This window comes from Mesorhizobium sp. P3_A2 (genome assembly GCF_056403115.1).
Window position 1 is genome coordinate 51,839 of record NZ_JBFUGC010000011.1, and the last position, 16,888, is coordinate 68,726.

Genomic DNA, 16,888 nt, shown 5'->3' on the forward strand with positions numbered 1-16,888 from the left:
GGGCCGAGCGTCCTTTACCCCGGCGACGGCGGACATGAAAAAAGGCGCGACGGGAAACGTCGCGCCTTCGAAACTCTGGGACGGCTGACAAAGCCGGTTCAAGCACACTTTCAGTGCTTCCTTCGCGCCCTGGCGGGCGCGCAGGCACCGCCGGTTCAGGCCGCGCGGAGATTGACCGCCTTCGGACCCTTGCCCATGCGGTCGGGTTCAACGTCGAAGGTGACCTTCTGGCCGTCGACGAGCGTACGCAGGCCCGAAGCCTCGATCGCGGAAATGTGGACGAACACATCCTTGGCGCCGCCGTCGGGCGTGATAAAGCCGAAGCCTTTGGTCGCGTTGAAGAATTTAACGGTGCCGGTCTGGGCCATTGGGGAAACTCCTTCACCCGTGTCAGTCTTGTGGTTTGCCCGCCGCCTGGCATCGTGGGCAAGTCCCGGTGGTTGCTTCGGCAGTCCTGCATTTGCGCATGGTAAAACCCCCCGCCGAAAACGGGGCCGTCAGAGATTCACAGTATCGGGGAAAGGTCGTCCAAAACGTTCCGCTCTCCGGGTCGCAAATGCCCGAACACAAAATTTATCGCACGGAAACGTGATAGTTGCAAGATAGCGCCGCGGGCCGCGACCATCGACGCATCCCAGCGCAGGCGCTTCGATAAACCCGGCCCCGTTGGTGGTCATCAGCCAGAGCCCGGCCACGCATGGTCCAGCTGATATAGTCCAAGGTTAAAACAGTGTGGGGAGGGGTATCGCATGGCTCCACCGCGCCGCAAACAGGGGTTGCATTTGGCAAGGGAATGGCGAGGATCGACCGGCGCTTTTTGCGCCGGGACGGGGTTTCCCGAGGGTGGCATATTCATGAGATTTCTTGCGACGATCTTCTCGCGCCAGGGTTTTACCATTCTCTTCCTGTCGGGTCTTCTTGCGGCCTGCACCGTCGTCGTCGATGACGGGCCGGGACCCCGTCCGCGGCCGCCACGGCCGGAACCGGAATTCTGCACCAGGGAATATGAGCCGGTCTGCGCGCGGCGCGGCGGTGACCGCCAGACCTTCGCCAATGCCTGCCTCGCAGAGCGCTCGGGCTACCGCATCGTGCGAGACGGCCCTTGCCGTGACGGCGGCGGTGAGGAACCGACATTCTGCACGCGCGAATATGCGCCCGTCTGCGCCCGCCGTCATGGCGAACTGCGCACCTTCCCAAATGCCTGCGAGGCACGTGCCGCCGACTATCGCGTCGTCGACAACGGTCCGTGCTGAGAGGGCAAAGGATGGGGCGAGACCCATGACTCGCCCCGGGCGGTGGATCGCCGCGCCAGCGCCGAGGCCGGGAAGGGTGGCTGGACGGAATGAGACGAGCGCTTGGGGTTGGCGCGCGGATCAGATCGGAATGGTTGCCTACGCCGGATACGCCCCGTCGGCGGGGCCGGCGTAGAGCTCTGCGCCGTTCTCGTCGCAGATACGCAGACGGTCGGGGATCTGCGGCATGGCCAGTGTATGAAACAGCGCGGTGGCGCCCTGCAGGGCGGCGCGCAGGTTGGGCGCTTCCAGCGACACCTTGTCGAGCGTGGCTTCGTCGGCGTCGCGCGAACGGTAGAACTCGATGAAGAAGTTCAAGCAAGTCTCCGTGGCAGAGCGTTGCGCGAGCTTGTTGCCGTCACCTAAGGCGACGGAGGGGCGCACGAGGCGCCCCTGGCTGGTCAGTTCTTGGACTTCGGCTTCAGGCCGCTCTCGGCCTGCTTGACCGACGAGCCGAAGGGGGCGGCGGGCTTGGCCACGACCTTATCCTTCTTCGGTTTGCGCGTTTCGCGGTTGCTTCGCTGTTGACCCTTGGACATGGACTGCTCCTGGTGCGTGTTGGCTTGGCTTTGCCGGCGTTTCAGGCGGCCGGGTTGTTGGAAACAACCGGGTTGTTGGCAGCAACCAGATCGTCGGCCACTTCGAGATTGTCTTCCGTGGTGACCCGCTCATAGGTCTCCTGCTCGCTGCGGATGCGGTATTGCGGCGAGCCGTCCTTGACCGGCAACCTGCTCTTGATCTCGAACAGTTCCACGGGCTTCTGGAGCATCCCGATGCGGCTCTTCATGCGGACCGTCTGGCCGACGGCGAAGCGGTGCGAGGGCGTGTCGGTGCGCGGACGCGCATTCTGCTGGAAGCGGATCATGCTGCGTTCTCCTGGTCGCGCCTCAGCGCTGTTTCGAGTTCGAGGTAGTCGATGGCGACAAGCTGGCTGGTGGTCGGGTTCTTCACCGCCCTTGCCGGCAAATGGATGAAGGTGGCGACGCGACGCCAGGCAAGCCGCGACATGCCTTCGATCAGCTCCTCATCGTGATCGATGTCATAGTCGCCGGCCGGCAGTTGCCCTTCCAGTCCGCCGAGCACGAAGGGTGCCGCGAAATGGGCGATGGAATGGGTGGTGCGCTCCGACATTGACTTGGCTCTGGTTCCGCCTGGACGCGCTGCACGCCACTGTGCCGGCAATTCAGATATCGGCGATTTGGAATGAGTTTGGCGGGTCGAGAACTTCTGACGCCGCGATATGCCAAGCTTGGCCCAAAAACGATCTTACAACTCATAGCCCTAAACAGCGGCTTGTTCAAGATAATTTCCATCTCGATTCAGCCATCCTAAAAATTTAAACCTATAAATCTTGGATAAAACTGCTATGACCTCATTATATCAACAAATCCCTTATCGATGGCGCGCCGGAATAATTGTCCTGTCGCCTGCTTTTATTTTTCCTGAAAAGGCGAAAACTATGAGAATCATGAAAACACCGGACGGCCCAGCCATAGCCATCGCGCCAATCGTCGCATTCCCGAAAGCCCTCTCTGTGCGCCTGACGATAAGGAGCGACGAAGCGGCACGGCGCAAGGTCGCTGACACCGACGGCACGCTGCGGCGCGAGCGCCGGCTTGCCGAAAGCAACCGGTTGATCTGATCGGGCAAGCGTTGTCGTGACCTGAGTGCTGCGCGCTCGCTGGACACCTCCGCAGAACTTTGATTTTACACACGGTTGTTGCCCTGACCGAAGACGATACCCGGCTGCGATCTGCCCTTGAATCTGTCTCTTCCATGCCTTAGGTCCGGCAAGCGGACAAACACGGCAGGTTTCCCATCAACAGAGATCAGAGAAGAGCTGCGGGTGCTGGAGCTGGCGGACAGCCGCCGCTGGGCCTCGACCAATATGTGCAGCAGGCGCTGCAACTTCATCAGGCCGGGCGCCGGCAGGAGGCCGAGACGCTCTACCGACAAGTGCTGGCGCGCAAGGCCAATCACGCGGCGGCGGCGCATTTCCTTGGCCTGCTGCTGCACCAGACCGGGCGCAGTGCCGAAGGGCTGGAGCTGATCGAGCAGTCGGTGCGTCTGCAGCCGAAGAATCCCGATTTCCTCAACAATCTCGGCACGGTGATGCGCGATCTCGGTCGCGTTGCAGCAGCGGCCGATTTCTTCCGTGGTGCGGTCGATCTCAAGCCCGACCAGCTCGCGGCACGCGATAATCTGGGTTCGGCGTTGAAACAGCTCGGCCAGTTCGAGGGTGCGGAGGACATTTATCGTGGCACGGTCGGGCGCAATCCCTTCCATGTCCGTGCCCGCATCGGGCTTGCCGAAACGCTGCAGGAGGCTGGGCGTCTGGACGAGGCGCTGGCGACCTTCCGCGAGGCGTTGGCGATCCGGCCCAAGGATGCCGACCTGTTGCACGGGCTCGGCGTCGGGTTGATGGAAAAAGGCAAGCTCGATGAAGCTGCCGACCTGTTCCGACAGGCGCTGGCGATCTCGCCCGGCATGGCCAAAGCCTGGCTGATGCTGACGCAGGTCAAGCGCCAGAAGGAGCGCGATGTCGAACTCGCCGGCATGGAGGCACAGCACGCGAAGGCGCCCGCCGACAGCCTGGCGCGCATGCAACTCTCCTTCGGCCTCGGCAAGGCCAATGACGATTTGAAGGATTACAGCAGGGCCTTCGACTATTTCGCCGAAGGCAATGCTATTCGCCGCAAGGGCATCGACTACGATCCCGTCAGGACACGCGACGAATTCGAGGCGATGAAGACGGTGTTCGACACCGGCTTTTTCGAAAAGCACAAGCCGAGCCCGATTTCCAATGACACGCCGATCTTCGTCGTCGGCATGCCGCGTTCGGGCACCACGCTGGTCGAACAGATCATCGCCAGCCATCCTGAGGTCTACGGTGCGGGCGAGCTCAGCATTTTGAAGACCGCGGTCGGCAAGCAGTTCCCGACAAATATGCCCGGCGGCTTCCCCTGGGGACTGGTTGATGTATCCGACACGGAGTTTGCCGAGGCGGGCCAAGCCTATCTCGATATGCTGCATGCCCGCTATCCCGACTTCAGGCATGTCACCGACAAGATGCCCGGCAACTTCCTGCTCATCGGCTTTATCCATATGATGCTGCCGAAGGCGAAAATCATCCATTGCGCGCGCGATGCGGCCGCGACGTGCCTTTCGATCTACAAGGTCCATTTCCGCGGCGACAGTCACCGCTACGGCTATGATCTCGGCGAACTCGCCGACTTCCACAATCTCTACACCGACATCATGGCGCATTGGCGCAGCGTGCTGCCCGGCGTTGTCCATGACGTGCGCTACGAGGATTTCGTCGCCGACCAGGAGGGACAGACGCGGGCGCTGATCGCGCATCTCGGCCTGCCCTGGGACGACAAGGTGCTGTCGTTCCACGAGACCGATCGTCCGGTGCGCACGGCCTCGGCCGCGCAGGTACGCCAGCCGATGTATCAGGGCTCGGTCGATCTGTGGAAGCGCTATGGAGACAGGCTGAAGCCTCTCCTCGACAAGCTGGCCTGATATTGAGGTCAGGCCGGCCTGCGAACGGCTGATACCTGCGCTTCCGGTGCTCACGTACTTTAAGTACGCTCCGCTCCGGTTCTCGGTATCAGCCATTCTCGGCTCGGCCTGACCTCAATCTCGACCTAGCTTGGAGCGATTGCGTCAAAGTTCCACGAACGGTTGGAAGCCGCCGTAGATCATGCGCTTCATATCGAAGGGCATAGGTCCCCAATCGGGTGTGAAACGCGGGTCGGCCATCACCTTGGGCATCACCGTGTCGCGGCTTTCCCTGGATTCATAAACCACCCAGGCGAAGACGACGATCTCGTCGTCCTTGGCCTGAACGGCACGCGGAAACGAAGTGACCTCGCCATTGGGCACGTCGTCGCCGATACATTCGACATAGGCGAGCGCGCCGTGCTCCATCCATATCGGGCCCGCGAGGTTGGCCAGTCTCTTGTAGTCATCGAGATTTGCCTTGGGCACGGCGAGCACGAAACCATCGACGTAGGACATTGGGTTCTCCCTGGAGTGTCTCAAAAAGCTGCCTCACCGGCGCCAGCCGGTGAGGGACTTCGTCGTTGGCGATGGTCAGCCTTTCTTCGCCGGTGCGTTCATCGCCCACTCGACACCGAAGGGATCGCGCATATTGCCCCATCGGTCGCCCCAGAACATCAGCTGGAGTGGTACGGCGACTTCGCAGCCGGCATCGACGGCGCGCTTCCACCAGGCGTCGATGTCGTCGGCGCCGAGATGGAGCTGCATGGTGTAGCCCTGCGGCTTGACGGCGGGCATGCCGTTTTCGGGGTAGAAATCGGAGATCATCAGCGTCGAGCCGTTGATATGGAGATGGATGTGCATGGTGCGGCCCTGGTCGTCGGGCGGATAGAAGAACACCTGCTCGGCGCCGAAGGCCTTCTTGTAGAATTCGGCTGCCTTGAAGGCGCCGTCCAGTTGCAGATAGGGGGTCAATCCACCGAGAACTTTCGCGGCCGGCTGAACGGGGGTCTGGTCGGTCATATCTTGCTCCTCTTTGCGTTTGGTCTGGGCGCTTGATCTGGTCTTGCGAACCCTAGGACGAACGAGGCGGCGGCAATCCTACATGGCCCGATGGGATTTTTTTGGCGTGAAATGAACTTGCGTCGGCGGCGCCCAATCAGAGCGCAATCCTCGCAGCCCGCGGGCTAGAAAAGGGACCGCTTCTTCAACCCGTTGAGACGACGATGATCCTCTACTACCAGACCCATTCGCCCTTCGCGCGCAAGGCGCTCGTCTTCGCCCATGAGGTCGGCCTTGCCGATCAGCTCGAGGTCATTCATCACGAGACCAGCCCGACCTTGCGCAATGCGCGCGTCTATTCCGAAAATCCGCTCGGCAAGGTGCCGGTGCTGTTGCGGCCGGACGCGTCGCCGCTCTTCGATTCCGATGTCATCTGCGCCTATCTCGACACGCTGCATGACGGCCGCAAGCTGGTGCCGCAAGACGGCGAGGCGCGCTGGCAGGCTTTGCGGCTGCAGGCGGTCGCCCAAGGCTTGGCCCAGACGGGCATAGGCTTGCGATGGGAGACGGAAAGGCGGCCCGAACAATTGCGTTATGCCACGCTCGCCCAGGGATACCGGGACAAGATCGAGGCGAGTTACGACTGGATCGACAGCATGCTGGATGATGAGGTGCCGCTCCATGTCGGCCACATAGCGCTCGCCACCACACTATCCTGGATGGCGTTCCGCCAGCTGCCGTCGTTTCGCGCCCGGGTGCGGCTGACGCGCTGGTTCGAGGCGTTCGAAAAGCGCGCATCGATGCAGGCGACGCCGCTTTCGGGCGATACGCATGACTGAGCAAAGGTTGCCCGGCGGCGGCCTGCATCGATACTTCCCGACGGCATGGTCAGGGCGCCCTGCAGATCCGCGGGCCGTTTTGCGCGTCGATGACGATTTCCGGCCAGCCGATATCCTTGCGCAGTTCGATCGGCAGGGCCAGCAACTCGCGCTCGCTGCGATGGCGGGCGCGGTTCTGTGCGTAACGGGTGGCGACGCGGCCTATGGATGACAGAATGGACATGATGCTTTCTCCTCAGATGAAGCCGGCATCATCGTGTCGGCATCCCAAGGACGCGGCAGGTTTAGGCGATCCGACAGAGCGCGGAGAAATTTATTGGCCGCAAGGCCGGATTCAATCGAAGACGGCTCAGATGACCGCTGCGGCCAGAGCGGTGTCGTAATACTCCACCATCCCGATAATCTTGCCGTCGCGCAGCGTCCAGAAATCGGCGGTGCGCATGACAAACTCCTCGCCGGTGGTTCGGCGCGTCATATGGATCTCGACCTGCGCCGCAACCTTGTCGCCCTCTTCGATGATCTCGACCGGGATGAAGCTCCGGTATTCGAAATCGTCGTCAAGCGCCAAAAGCCGAGCAAGGAACTCCTGCTTACCCTTGGCCACTCCAGCGTAGCGCGACTGCGCCGGGTCGGCGATCCAGCGGAAGACGATATCATTGGCGCAGTCGACCAGCGCGCCCTCGATGTCACGTTTTGCATAGGCATCATACAGGTTCCTGACGACGTCCGCGCCACGCATGATCGGTTTCCTCCCTCGGTTTGCGAGACCTCAGAATGCGCCTTTTTCGACTTTTGCGAAAGCATGACGAGCAGTCCTGATGGAGGGCCGGCCTGTCGGCCAAACCCTCAACCACCTGGTTCGGCCACCGAGCGGAAGAATTCTTCCGGGTCTTCGACTTCGGTCAGCTTCCGCCTGTCGATCAGCCAGAAGCGGTTGCCGATGGCGCGGATGAAGGAGCGGTCGTGCGAGGCGAGCACGCAGCTTGCCTGGTGCTTGAGCAATTCCTCCTCCAGCGCTTCCTGGCCGTCGATGTCGAGATGGTTGGTCGGCTCGTCCAGCAGGTAGAAATTGGGATTGGCGAGCCTGAGCGCCAGCATCATCAGCCGCGCCTTCTGGCCGCCCGACAGCACGCCGATCTTCTTCTCCTGCATCTCGATGACCACGCCGGCGCCGGCAAGCAGCGAGCGGGCGCGCTGCTCGCCGACATCGTAGCGGCGCGAGACCATGGCCAGCGGCGTGTCGTCGCCGCTGATGCCGGCCAGCGCCTGGTCGCTGTAGCCAAGTACGGTCGACGGCGTCACTTTCACACCGGGCGCCGAGTCCGGCTCGGCGATTGCGTTGCGGATCAGATTGACGAAACGCGACTTACCGACGCCGTTGCGGCCGAGCAGCACGATGCGGTCGCCCTGGCAGATGTGGCGCTTGCCGGTCCTGAACAGCAGCGTGCCGTCAGGCGTTTCCACGGCTGCGTCGTCAAGCGTGATCAGCACCTTGGCATGCGTGCCGCGGTTCGCCAGCCTGATCGCTCCGGCTGAGCGCTCGCGATGCGCCTGCACGGCTGCGTCTTCCAGCTTCTCCGCCCGTTCTCTCAACTGCTTGGTCTTCACCGTCAAAAGGTCACTGCCGGAATTGATGCCGATGTTGTTGAGCTTGGCCGCCTGTTTGCGCAGTTGCTGCGCCACCTTCATGTCGCGCTCGAATCTGCGGGCCATCGTGGCGTCGAGCTCGTCGAGGACCCGCCTCGCCCGCGAATAGGGCAGCGCAAACACCGGCGATTCCTCCGGGCGCAGGAACAGCGTACGGTTGGTGGTGGCGTCGAGAAAGGCGCGGTCATGGCTGGCGATCACCACCGGCACCTCACGCGGCAGCGCGTTCAGCCAGGTCTCGAGCTGGCTGATCTTGGCGAGGTCGAGATGGTTGGTCGGCTCGTCGAGCAGAAGCACATCCGGGTCGGTGACCCAGACGCGGGCGATCAGCGCCAGCCTTTGCCAGCCGCCGCTCAGCGCCTGCATGGGCCGTTCGCGCATCGGCTCGGGCACGTCGAGCGAATCCAGCACCACGTCGACCCGCCACATCTCGCTGTCGACCTGCTCTGGTGGCAAGGCATCGGCCACCACCTGATGGAAGGTGCGACCGAGAAGGGCAGGGGGAACCGACTGCTCGACATGGCCGACGCGCAGGCCGCGCGTGCGGCTGATGTCGCCGGAACTCGGCTCCATCCCGCCGGTCAGGCATTTGAGCAAGGTCGACTTGCCACGGCCATTGGCGGCAACAATGCCGAGCCGGTCGCCGGTGCCGATGGTGAGATCGAGATTGGAAAACAGCGGCGCACTCATGGTGACGCCGAGGGATTTGAGGCTGATCAGGGCCATTGTGATTTCTCTGGTCTAGCCGGAGACAACTCCGGATGCACTTTGACGGCGCGCGTGCCGGCCACCAGGCTCAGTGTTGCGCACCACGAAGGGCAGACCAAAAATCGAAGCGGGAAAAAACCCGTGATGTCCCTGGTCAGCCCTGCAAGCAAGCTCGCAGGGCAGAAATCGGGCCACGCTGACGATGGTGACGAATAAACGTAAACACGTGAGCCCTCCTTTCAAGACAAGACGTTGAGTGTGCGGGAGCGATTACACCAAAGGCCGGGGTGGAGGCAAGGGGCTGGGGGAGTGCGGGGCGGCGAGACTGCTGATCTCCCCCCTTGGTGTGGGGGAGATGTCCGGCAGGACAGAGGGGGGCGCTGTCCCGCCGGCGTTTTGAATGAATTACTTCCCCGGCCTGCCGGTCTTGCCCGGTCGGCGCTTTTCGCGACGGGCGTCGCCTGGGTCTTCGTAGGAACCAATACCGGCGCGCTGGCGAACGATTGGCTTGGCGGAATCGCTGCGATCCTTCGCGCCCCCCTCTGTCCTGCCCGTCCTTCGCTGCGCTGCAGCTTCGGAGGGTGAACCGGACATCTCCCCCACAAGGGGGGAGATTGGCTGTGGCTTGGCCGGCACTTTTCCTTCGACCGGCTTTTCCGTGCGCCGCACCGTCATCTCGTCCAGCGAGTTCTTCTTGAACAGCGGCTTGGTGGCGTCGCCGGGAATGCCGAAGTCGGAACCGTGCGCTTCCTGCGCCGACTGTTTCTTGAACAGCGAACGGGATACCGCGCCTGACGGTGTTGGCATGTCGGTACCAGGCCCCATATCGTCCAGCGACGGCTTGGCAAACAGCGGCTTCTTCACCGGCACGGCGCCGTCGGCGCCCATTTCGTCGAGCGCCGGTTTGCGGAAGAGGTTGGACCGGGCAGCCCTGGCCGCCTCTTCGGCGGCGCGTGCCGCGTCGAGCTTGCGGAAACGCTCCTGTTCCTCCGCCGTACGATGCTTGGCCACGCCCTTGTTGTGCTTGCCCTTCTCGCGGCCCGAAACCGGGCTTTCCATGTCGGCATACTTGGCCAGCGGGTCTTCCGAGATCGACAGTTCCATCTCGCGCAGCCGCTTGATCTCGTCGCGGATGCGGGCGGCCTTTTCGAAGTCGAGATTGGCGGCGGCGTCGCGCATCTGTTTCTCCATGGCATCGAGATGGGCCTTGAGATTGTTGCCCATCATGGCGCCGGCGCTGTCGGTGAACTGCGAGATGTCGGCGCGGACGTGGTCCTTCTCGTAGACCGAATCCAGAATGTCGGAGATGCGCGACTTCACCGATTCCGGCGTGATGCCGTTGGCCGCATTCCACTCCATCTGCTTTTCGCGGCGGCGGTTGGTCTCAGCCATCGCCCGCTCCATCGAGCCGGTGATCTGGTCGGCATAGAGGATGACCTTGCCGTCGACGTTGCGGGCGGCGCGGCCGATGGTCTGGATCAGCGACGTTTCGGAGCGCAAAAACCCTTCCTTGTCGGCATCGAGAATGGCGACGAAGCCGCATTCGGGAATGTCGAGACCTTCACGCAACAGGTTGATGCCGACCAGCACGTCGAAGGCGCCGAGGCGCAAATCCCTAAGGATCTCGATGCGCTCCAGCGTGTCGATGTCGGAGTGCATGTAGCGCACGCGGATGCCTTGCTCGTGCAGATATTCGGTCAGGTCCTCGGCCATGCGCTTGGTCAGGACGGTGACCAGCGTGCGGTAGCCGGCGGCGGTGGTGTCGCGGATCTCGCCGACGACATCGTCGACCTGGCTCTTGGCCGGACGCACCTCGACCGGCGGGTCGATCAGGCCCGTCGGGCGGATGACCTGCTCGGCAAAGACGCCGCCGGCCTGTTCCATCTCCCAACTGCCGGGCGTCGCCGAAACGGCGACCGAGAGCGGGCGCATGGCGTCCCATTCCTCGAAGCGCAACGGACGGTTGTCCATGCAGGAGGGCAGGCGGAAGCCGTATTCCGCCAGCGTCGCCTTGCGCCTGAAGTCGCCGCGATACATGCCGCCGATCTGCGGCACGGTGACGTGGCTTTCGTCGACGAAAACCAGCGCGTTGTCGGGAATGTATTCGAACAAAGTCGGCGGCGGATCGCCCGGCTGGCGCCCGGTGAGATAGCGCGAATAGTTCTCGATGCCGGCGCAGGAGCCGGTCGCTTCCAGCATTTCGAGATCGAATCGGGTGCGCTGTTCCAGCCGCTGCGCCTCCAGCAGACGCCCAGCCTTTTCAAGCTCTTGCAGGCGCTGCTTGAGCTCTTCCTTGATCGACTTGATGGCTTGATTCAAGGTCGGGCGCGGCGTCACATAGTGCGAGTTGGCGTAGATCTTGACGCTCTTCAGCTCGCCGGTCTTCTGGCCGGTGAGCGGATCGAATTCGGTGATCGCTTCGATCTCGTCGCCGAACATCGAGATGCGCCAGGCGCGATCCTCAAGGTGGGCCGGGAAGATTTCGATCGTGTCGCCGCGCACGCGAAACGAGCCGCGGACGAAATTGATGTCCTGGCGCTTGTATTGTTGGGCGACGAGGTCGGCGAGCAAAGCGCGCTGGTCGAGCCGGTCGCCGATCTGCATCTGGAAGGTCATTGCCGTGTAGGTCTCGACCGAGCCGATACCGTAGATGCAGGACACCGAGGCGACGATGATGACGTCGTCGCGCTCGAGCAGCGAGCGCGTCGCCGAATGGCGCATGCGGTCGATCTGCTCGTTGATCGAGGATTCCTTCTCGATGAAGGTGTCGGTGCGCGGAACGTAGGCCTCCGGCTGATAGTAGTCGTAGTAGGAGACGAAATACTCGACCGCATTGTCGGGGAAGAATTTCTTGAATTCGGAATAGAGCTGCGCGGCCAGCGTCTTGTTGGGCGCCAGGATCAAAGCAGGGCGCTGCGTCTCCTCGATCACCTTGGCCATCGTGAAGGTTTTTCCCGAACCGGTGACGCCGAGCAGCACCTGGGTGCGGTCATTGTTTTCGACGCCTTCGACCAGATCCTTGATGGCGGTCGGCTGGTCGCCGGCCGGCTCGAAATCCGACACCATCTTGATGGCGATGCCGCCTTCGGATTTTTCCGGGCGGGCAGGGCGGTGCGGTGTCCACAGCACGCCGTCCTTGTGCAGCGGATTGCCGGATTCGATCAGCGCCGACAGCGCCGCAACCGTTGCGGTGACACTGCCGGAGGCCATCGTCTCGGCGTCTTCCAGCGAAATGTCGAGACCGGCGACCGGATTGAGGCCGGCTGCGGTTCGCTCCCTGGCTGTTGCCGCACCGCCCATCGATGTGCCACGCGAACTGCGGCCGGGAGCGGCGGAACGCTCCGGGATCTTTTTCGCCGCCTTTGGCGATTTGCCGCCGTCACCCTTGCCGGAGAGGCGGCCTTCCTTCTCGGCCTCCTGCTCGATCTGCTCAGCCCAGTCCGCAATCGAGCCGGTCAGCGGCGTGCCGGTGAAGTCGGCTTGCGGCGCCTCGGCGAAGCCGCCCTTGTGCAGAGGCTCCGAGGCATCGAGGAAATCGGTCAGCGGGCTGCGCCGCTTGGGCGAAGCGCTGTTGTCACCCGCCGTCGAGGGCGTCTTTTTATCAGGGAGTTTGGCCATGCCCCGAATATGGGCAGAGTCCGCCAAAATGGAAAGGGTGCAGTGGCGAGGGGCGTGGTGCCAACCGAAGCTACTGACACAAGGGTGTCAGGAGCAGTGGCGCGAGTGCCTGGCGATTGTCCTCAGTTGAACCACAGCGCAAAGGTCAAAAACCCGGCGCCGCCGAACTGGCGCTGGATCTGGTCGAATTCGTCGCTGGTCAGGATCTTGCCGCTCTCGAGATAGGGCGCGATGGCAGGGCCGGTGATCGACAGTACCAGGTCGAACGGTTTGGGTTCTTCGAAGAAGCGCTTCATGTTGATGCCCTTGTCGGCGATACGGAAATGCGGCAGCAGCACGCGGCCTTCGAGCAGATCCTCGGCCATGGTCAAAGTGGCAAGCCATGCTTGTACCTGCTCCTCGCCGACCTCGAGGCCGGTCAGCGGGTTGGGGCCCTTCTGCTGCGGGCCGGGCAGCCATTCGCGGTCATTGTCGGTCTCAGTGCGGATCGCCTTCCAGTCCTCGCGCGACAGCCGGATCATTTCCAGAAGGTGGCGGCGCGCCGCCTGCCGGCGTTCCGGCTCGACCACCGGCCAGTTGACGAGATGCACCAGCGAGATGAAGTCGGCAATGCGCCATTCGGAGGCCAGCATGCCGCCGCTGGTGCCGCCGTCCAGCGGCACGAGAATGTCCTGCAGTGGTAGTTTGGCGTGCGGGAACAGCATGTGGAACGAGCCGTCGAACATGTTCCTGAAATCATGCGCCAGCCAGAAATCAGCTTGAGCCATGAGGAATTCGGCGTAGCCCTGCAGCCAGTAACCGTCGGCGCGGTCGAAGCGGAAGGCGAGCGACGGCGCGGTATCGTCCGGGGCGATGCCGCCGCGCGCCAGCGACGCCATGATGGCAGCCATGCTTTCGTCGGGCGCGATGGTGCCGTCCTCGTTGAGATCGATGCCGACATGGGTGAGGTCGATGACCATGCCGATATCGGCGTCCGCCGGCACCGAGCCCAGCGTGTCGGCGGACTTTTCCAGCCGGTCGCGGAAGGCGACCAGGATGGCGCGGAATTGATCATAGGTCAGCGGTTCGGGGTTGGGATTGTCGGGAACCGGCAGCCGCATCAGCGGCAGCATGAAGGATTGCGGGCTGTCGAAGCCGTGGCGGTGCAGGCCGCCGGCGAGGATTTCCAGCGCGGTGAAGAATTCGCCGGCGCCGGCGGCGTAGGCCGACGCCGGATCGCCTGGTGCCGCAGCCTCAAGCGTGGTCAGCGCGGTGTTGCGGTCGGCCACGGTCCTGGCTTCGAACAGGGCGGTTGCCGCTTCGGGCGCCGCGGCCGACGCCGAAGATAGTGGCAGTAGCAAAATCAGGGCGGAGGCCAACAGGCTTGCTACACGTGTCATCTCATTCCTCCCCTATGCGACTGCGCGGACATTACACGCATTTGGCGCCATGTCTGCCGGCGGCAGTGTTTCAAGGACTGACGGTCGACACTTCCCGGGCAGACCGTCTACACAAGGCAAACGATTGGGCGTCGCGTGTCAAATTATCCGCTCTCCTACAAACTGTCATGGCTGCCGCGCCTCCTGAAGCCGTCACTCGGCGGCGATGTCAGGGACTTTGCGCCGATTGCGGCGACAACCATCATCGATCCGCCGCTGGCGCGGAGGGTACGGCTGGCTTTCGTCGGCGACATTTCGGCGGTGGCAAACCGCAGCGCGCCGGAGTGCGATCCGATGATCGCAAAGCTCTTGGGCTCGGCCGATCTGGTGATCGGCAATTGCGAAAGTCCGGTCGTTGAGCGGCCGAGCATGGCACTCGGCACGCGGCTCGGCACGCACCATGCGATGAGCGAACGGTTTCTCGCCGACGCACTTACCGCCGTCGGTATCGCGCGCGAAAAACTGGTGCTGTCCCTGGCCAACAACCACGTGCTGGACCAGGGCGTCGCCGGTTTCGACGAGACCGTTGCGGCGCTAAAACGGCTCGGCATCCGCACCATCGGCACCGCGAAAAAGGGTCCGGTGGAGCGGGTTGCAGCCGGGCCGCTGACGATCGGCTTTGCCGCCTTCACGCTGTGGCGCAATGCCGACGCTGCGTTGTTCAATGAGCGTGTGTCGATGCAAAGCGATCCAGCGACATGGCAGCGAGGCGCGGCCGACAAGAGCATCGATATGCGCTGCGCCATTCCGCATTGGGACTGGGAGTTCCGGCATTTTCCGCACCCGCAGACGCAGGCGCTGGCCAGGCAGCTTGCCTCGCATGGCGTCGGGCTGATTGCGGGTCACCATGCCCATGTCGTGCAGCCGGTGCAGTGGGTCGGCAAGACGCTCGTCGCCTATGGGCTCGGCGACTTCTTCGGTACCGCTTTGGCGCGCCAGCCATGGCCCGGCCGCATCGGCGGCATTTTCGTCGTCGATGTCAGCGCCGATCTCGGCAAGCGCGGCACGATCGCCGGTTACCGGATGTACCCCTTCATGCGATTGGGCGCCGGCGGGCATGAGCGGCTGGTTCCAGTCGAGGCGCTGGTGGGGCGGATGAAGAGCAAGGTCGAGGCCCGGCTGAACGCGATTTTCGGCGACTGACGACTTTCCGCAAAAACGGTATGATAGGCGAAATGGGGCTTGCGAGGGGGCGATGGAGACAGCGGATTTCATGCCTGATGAAACGGTCATCGCCGGCATCAGGAAGAACATCGAAACCTATGAGGCCGGACGCGCCTCGGCCTATCGCCAGGTGCGCTGGCGGGTGCCGGTGTTTCTGGGGCTGCTGCTGGTCTTTGTTGCGCTGGTGGCCTGGCTGTTCAACAAGGTCGCCGACTTGAACGAGCAGTGGTTCTCGACGCCGCATGTGTTCCTCTATGTCGGCGGCTTCTTCGCAGCGCTGCTGCTCTATTTCCTGGCGATGAGACCGGCGACGCGGCTGCAGCAATCGTTCCGCGATACGCTGCTGCCGATCATCTTCGGCTTCATCAGGGATGTGCGCTATCAGCACAGCGTGACGCCGAATTCCTTCGACCGGCTGCCGCGCGCCGTGGTCGGCGCCTTCAACCGGCAGAGCTTCGACGACATCGTGTCAGGCCGCTACGAGGAGTTTCCGTTCGAACTTTACGAGGCGGAGTTGCGCCAAGGCTCGGGCAAAGGCTCGTCGACGGTCTTCAAGGGGGTCATCGTCGCCTTCGAGACGATCGCGCCATTTCCCGGCACATTGGTGGCGACGCGGCGCAGCAATGCGGTCGTCGGGTTCTTCCGCGGCATCTTCGCCGGCAAGATGCAGGAACTGTCGAGCGGCGATCCCCTGCTCGATGGCGACTATGAATTCCGCACCGACAATGTCGCCGCCGCCCAGCCGCTGGTGGCTGGCCGGCTGGCAAAGGCGCTGAAATGGCTGCATGAGACATGGCGCGATGATCCGGCGCGGGTCGCACTCAACGGCAGTGACGGTTTCCTGCTGTTGCCGCAGCCGAAGAATTTTTTCGAATTGCCCGCCATTTCCGTGCCGCTCGACTACACCAGCCATATTGCGCCGATGATCGCCGATATGGGCGCGATCCTGGCCACGGCGGCGCTGGTGCGCAAGATCGGCGCGACGGATGGCGAGGTTCAGTCCAGCTGACGCGGATCAGCAGTCGAAGCTGTGAGATAGCCCGAACGGCGCGTCCGCTCACAACCCGCCGGGCACCAGCCCTGCCAGCCAGTTCGCAGACCGCTTGGCCATACCGACCGTTGCTGACGCGGCGCGGCCGAGGTCGGTCTTGACCAACGCATAGCCGTTCCTGGTGCGGTAGAGCACGCCGGTTCCGCCATCGACCACTTGCTCGTAGGCGACGGGCCGGGCTGCTGCTGCTTCCATGGCCGTCGTCGGCGAGCCGACGGGAACGCTCGGCCTACGGCTCAGTTCCGGTGGCAACGGGCTTTCGGATTGAACACTCCGACTGGCCGGCTTCAGTTCCGGGCGGGATGCGGTTGCCGCCAGTTGCGAAGAGGATGCCGAACCCTTGGTGCGGCAGATACCGGAAACCAGCGGATAGTCGAAGTTCTTCTGGCGCAGCATCTGGCTTTTCATCGCCGCTTCGCAGTCGGCGATGGTCGCCCACTTCGCCGGCGTCTCGCCGATATATTCGCAAAGCTTGGCGTCGCAGTCGCAACCGACGATGGTCATGGCGACAAGGGCGGTCTTGATCACGGTCTTGTCCTTCGGATTGCCCCCCGGCAGCCCACCTTTCCATCGCGCGCGAACAAGGCGGGATTTTGGCCGCGCGCGCAATGAGCCCAGGCGATACGTTTTCGGGAGCGGCTCAAT

Annotated in this window: 19 protein-coding genes; 6 read left to right on the top strand and 13 right to left on the bottom strand. The window is 63.1% G+C overall.

The window, feature by feature from the left end; all coding sequences use genetic code 11:
• Positions 1-155: 155 nt before the first annotated feature.
• Positions 156-368, bottom strand: coding sequence for a cold-shock protein (locus tag AC1DXM_RS23840; protein WP_006202520.1), 213 nt, complete (start codon positions 366-368; stop codon positions 156-158).
• Between the two features lie 486 nt (positions 369-854).
• Between AC1DXM_RS23840 and AC1DXM_RS23845 the strand changes: the two genes are divergently transcribed.
• Positions 855-1,253, top strand: a complete 399-nt coding sequence (locus AC1DXM_RS23845; RefSeq protein WP_477236760.1) for a Kazal-type serine protease inhibitor domain-containing protein — start codon at positions 855-857, stop codon at positions 1,251-1,253.
• 138 nt (positions 1,254-1,391) lie between these two features.
• On the opposite strand, the gene AC1DXM_RS23850 is transcribed toward AC1DXM_RS23845, so the two are convergent.
• The 4 genes from AC1DXM_RS23850 to AC1DXM_RS23865 form a co-directional block, all read right to left on the bottom strand.
• The gene (locus AC1DXM_RS23850) at positions 1,392-1,610 is read right to left on the bottom strand and encodes a hypothetical protein (protein WP_477236762.1); all 219 of its coding nucleotides are present in this window, start codon (positions 1,608-1,610) and stop codon (positions 1,392-1,394) included.
• 83 nt (positions 1,611-1,693) lie between these two features.
• A complete protein-coding gene (locus AC1DXM_RS23855) occupies positions 1,694-1,831 on the bottom strand; it encodes a hypothetical protein (RefSeq protein ID WP_192257804.1) in 138 nt (45 codons plus the stop codon).
• Positions 1,832-1,872: 41 nt separating this feature from the next.
• Entirely contained in the window at positions 1,873-2,157 is a 285-nt protein-coding gene (locus tag AC1DXM_RS23860; protein ID WP_477236765.1) for a hypothetical protein, read from the bottom strand.
• A complete protein-coding gene (locus AC1DXM_RS23865) occupies positions 2,154-2,423 on the bottom strand; it encodes a hypothetical protein (protein WP_112561035.1) in 270 nt (89 codons plus the stop codon). The genes AC1DXM_RS23860 and AC1DXM_RS23865 overlap by 4 nt, the downstream gene beginning before the upstream one ends.
• 235 nt (positions 2,424-2,658) lie before the next feature.
• Between AC1DXM_RS23865 and AC1DXM_RS23870 the strand changes: the two genes are divergently transcribed.
• Complete coding sequence (locus tag AC1DXM_RS23870; protein ID WP_477236767.1) at positions 2,659-2,934, top strand: hypothetical protein; 276 nt, start codon at positions 2,659-2,661, stop codon at positions 2,932-2,934.
• A 248-nt stretch (positions 2,935-3,182) separates the two neighbouring features.
• Positions 3,183-4,817, top strand: coding sequence for a tetratricopeptide repeat-containing sulfotransferase family protein (locus AC1DXM_RS23875; RefSeq protein ID WP_477236769.1), 1,635 nt, complete (start codon positions 3,183-3,185; stop codon positions 4,815-4,817).
• Between the two features lie 144 nt (positions 4,818-4,961).
• Here AC1DXM_RS23875 and AC1DXM_RS23880 read toward each other — a convergent pair whose 3' ends face one another.
• Together AC1DXM_RS23880 and AC1DXM_RS23885 are read right to left on the bottom strand one after the other, a co-directional pair.
• Positions 4,962-5,315, bottom strand: coding sequence for a DUF1428 domain-containing protein (locus AC1DXM_RS23880; RefSeq protein WP_112561032.1), 354 nt, complete (start codon positions 5,313-5,315; stop codon positions 4,962-4,964).
• Between the two features lie 75 nt (positions 5,316-5,390).
• Entirely contained in the window at positions 5,391-5,819 is a 429-nt protein-coding gene (locus tag AC1DXM_RS23885; RefSeq protein WP_477236771.1) for a VOC family protein, read from the bottom strand.
• 203 nt (positions 5,820-6,022) lie between these two features.
• Between AC1DXM_RS23885 and AC1DXM_RS23890 the strand changes: the two genes are divergently transcribed.
• Complete coding sequence (locus AC1DXM_RS23890) at positions 6,023-6,637, top strand: glutathione S-transferase (protein WP_477236773.1); 615 nt, start codon at positions 6,023-6,025, stop codon at positions 6,635-6,637.
• Between the two features lie 49 nt (positions 6,638-6,686).
• Here AC1DXM_RS23890 and AC1DXM_RS23895 read toward each other — a convergent pair whose 3' ends face one another.
• The 5 genes from AC1DXM_RS23895 to AC1DXM_RS23915 all read right to left on the bottom strand — a co-directional run bounded on the left by AC1DXM_RS23895 (position 6,687) and on the right by AC1DXM_RS23915 (position 13,989).
• Positions 6,687-6,860 (bottom strand): hypothetical protein, encoded by a 174-nt coding sequence (locus AC1DXM_RS23895; protein WP_185970417.1) that lies wholly within the window; start codon positions 6,858-6,860, stop codon positions 6,687-6,689.
• Positions 6,861-6,986: 126 nt separating this feature from the next.
• The gene (locus tag AC1DXM_RS23900; RefSeq protein ID WP_112561029.1) at positions 6,987-7,376 is read right to left on the bottom strand and encodes a nuclear transport factor 2 family protein; all 390 of its coding nucleotides are present in this window, start codon (positions 7,374-7,376) and stop codon (positions 6,987-6,989) included.
• A 107-nt stretch (positions 7,377-7,483) separates the two neighbouring features.
• The gene (locus AC1DXM_RS23905) at positions 7,484-9,010 is read right to left on the bottom strand and encodes an ABC-F family ATP-binding cassette domain-containing protein (protein ID WP_477236775.1); all 1,527 of its coding nucleotides are present in this window, start codon (positions 9,008-9,010) and stop codon (positions 7,484-7,486) included.
• Between the two features lie 387 nt (positions 9,011-9,397).
• Entirely contained in the window at positions 9,398-12,610 is a 3,213-nt protein-coding gene (gene uvrB / locus AC1DXM_RS23910; protein WP_477236777.1) for an excinuclease ABC subunit UvrB, read from the bottom strand.
• Between the two features lie 122 nt (positions 12,611-12,732).
• Positions 12,733-13,989 carry a hypothetical protein gene (locus AC1DXM_RS23915; protein WP_477236779.1) on the bottom strand — a complete coding sequence of 419 codons (1,257 nt, stop codon included), beginning with the start codon at positions 13,987-13,989 and terminating at the stop codon, positions 12,733-12,735.
• A gap of 135 nt (positions 13,990-14,124) precedes the next feature.
• On the opposite strand from AC1DXM_RS23915, the gene AC1DXM_RS23920 reads away from it, so the two are divergent.
• On the top strand, positions 14,125-15,171 hold the full coding sequence (locus AC1DXM_RS23920; protein WP_477236781.1) for a CapA family protein: 1,047 nt from the start codon (positions 14,125-14,127) through the stop codon (positions 15,169-15,171).
• A 52-nt stretch (positions 15,172-15,223) separates the two neighbouring features.
• A complete protein-coding gene (locus AC1DXM_RS23925) occupies positions 15,224-16,201 on the top strand; it encodes a hypothetical protein (protein WP_477236783.1) in 978 nt (325 codons plus the stop codon).
• 48 nt (positions 16,202-16,249) lie between these two features.
• Here AC1DXM_RS23925 and AC1DXM_RS23930 read toward each other — a convergent pair whose 3' ends face one another.
• The gene (locus AC1DXM_RS23930; RefSeq protein WP_477236785.1) at positions 16,250-16,771 is read right to left on the bottom strand and encodes a hypothetical protein; all 522 of its coding nucleotides are present in this window, start codon (positions 16,769-16,771) and stop codon (positions 16,250-16,252) included.
• Between the last annotated feature and the right edge of the window lie 117 nt (positions 16,772-16,888).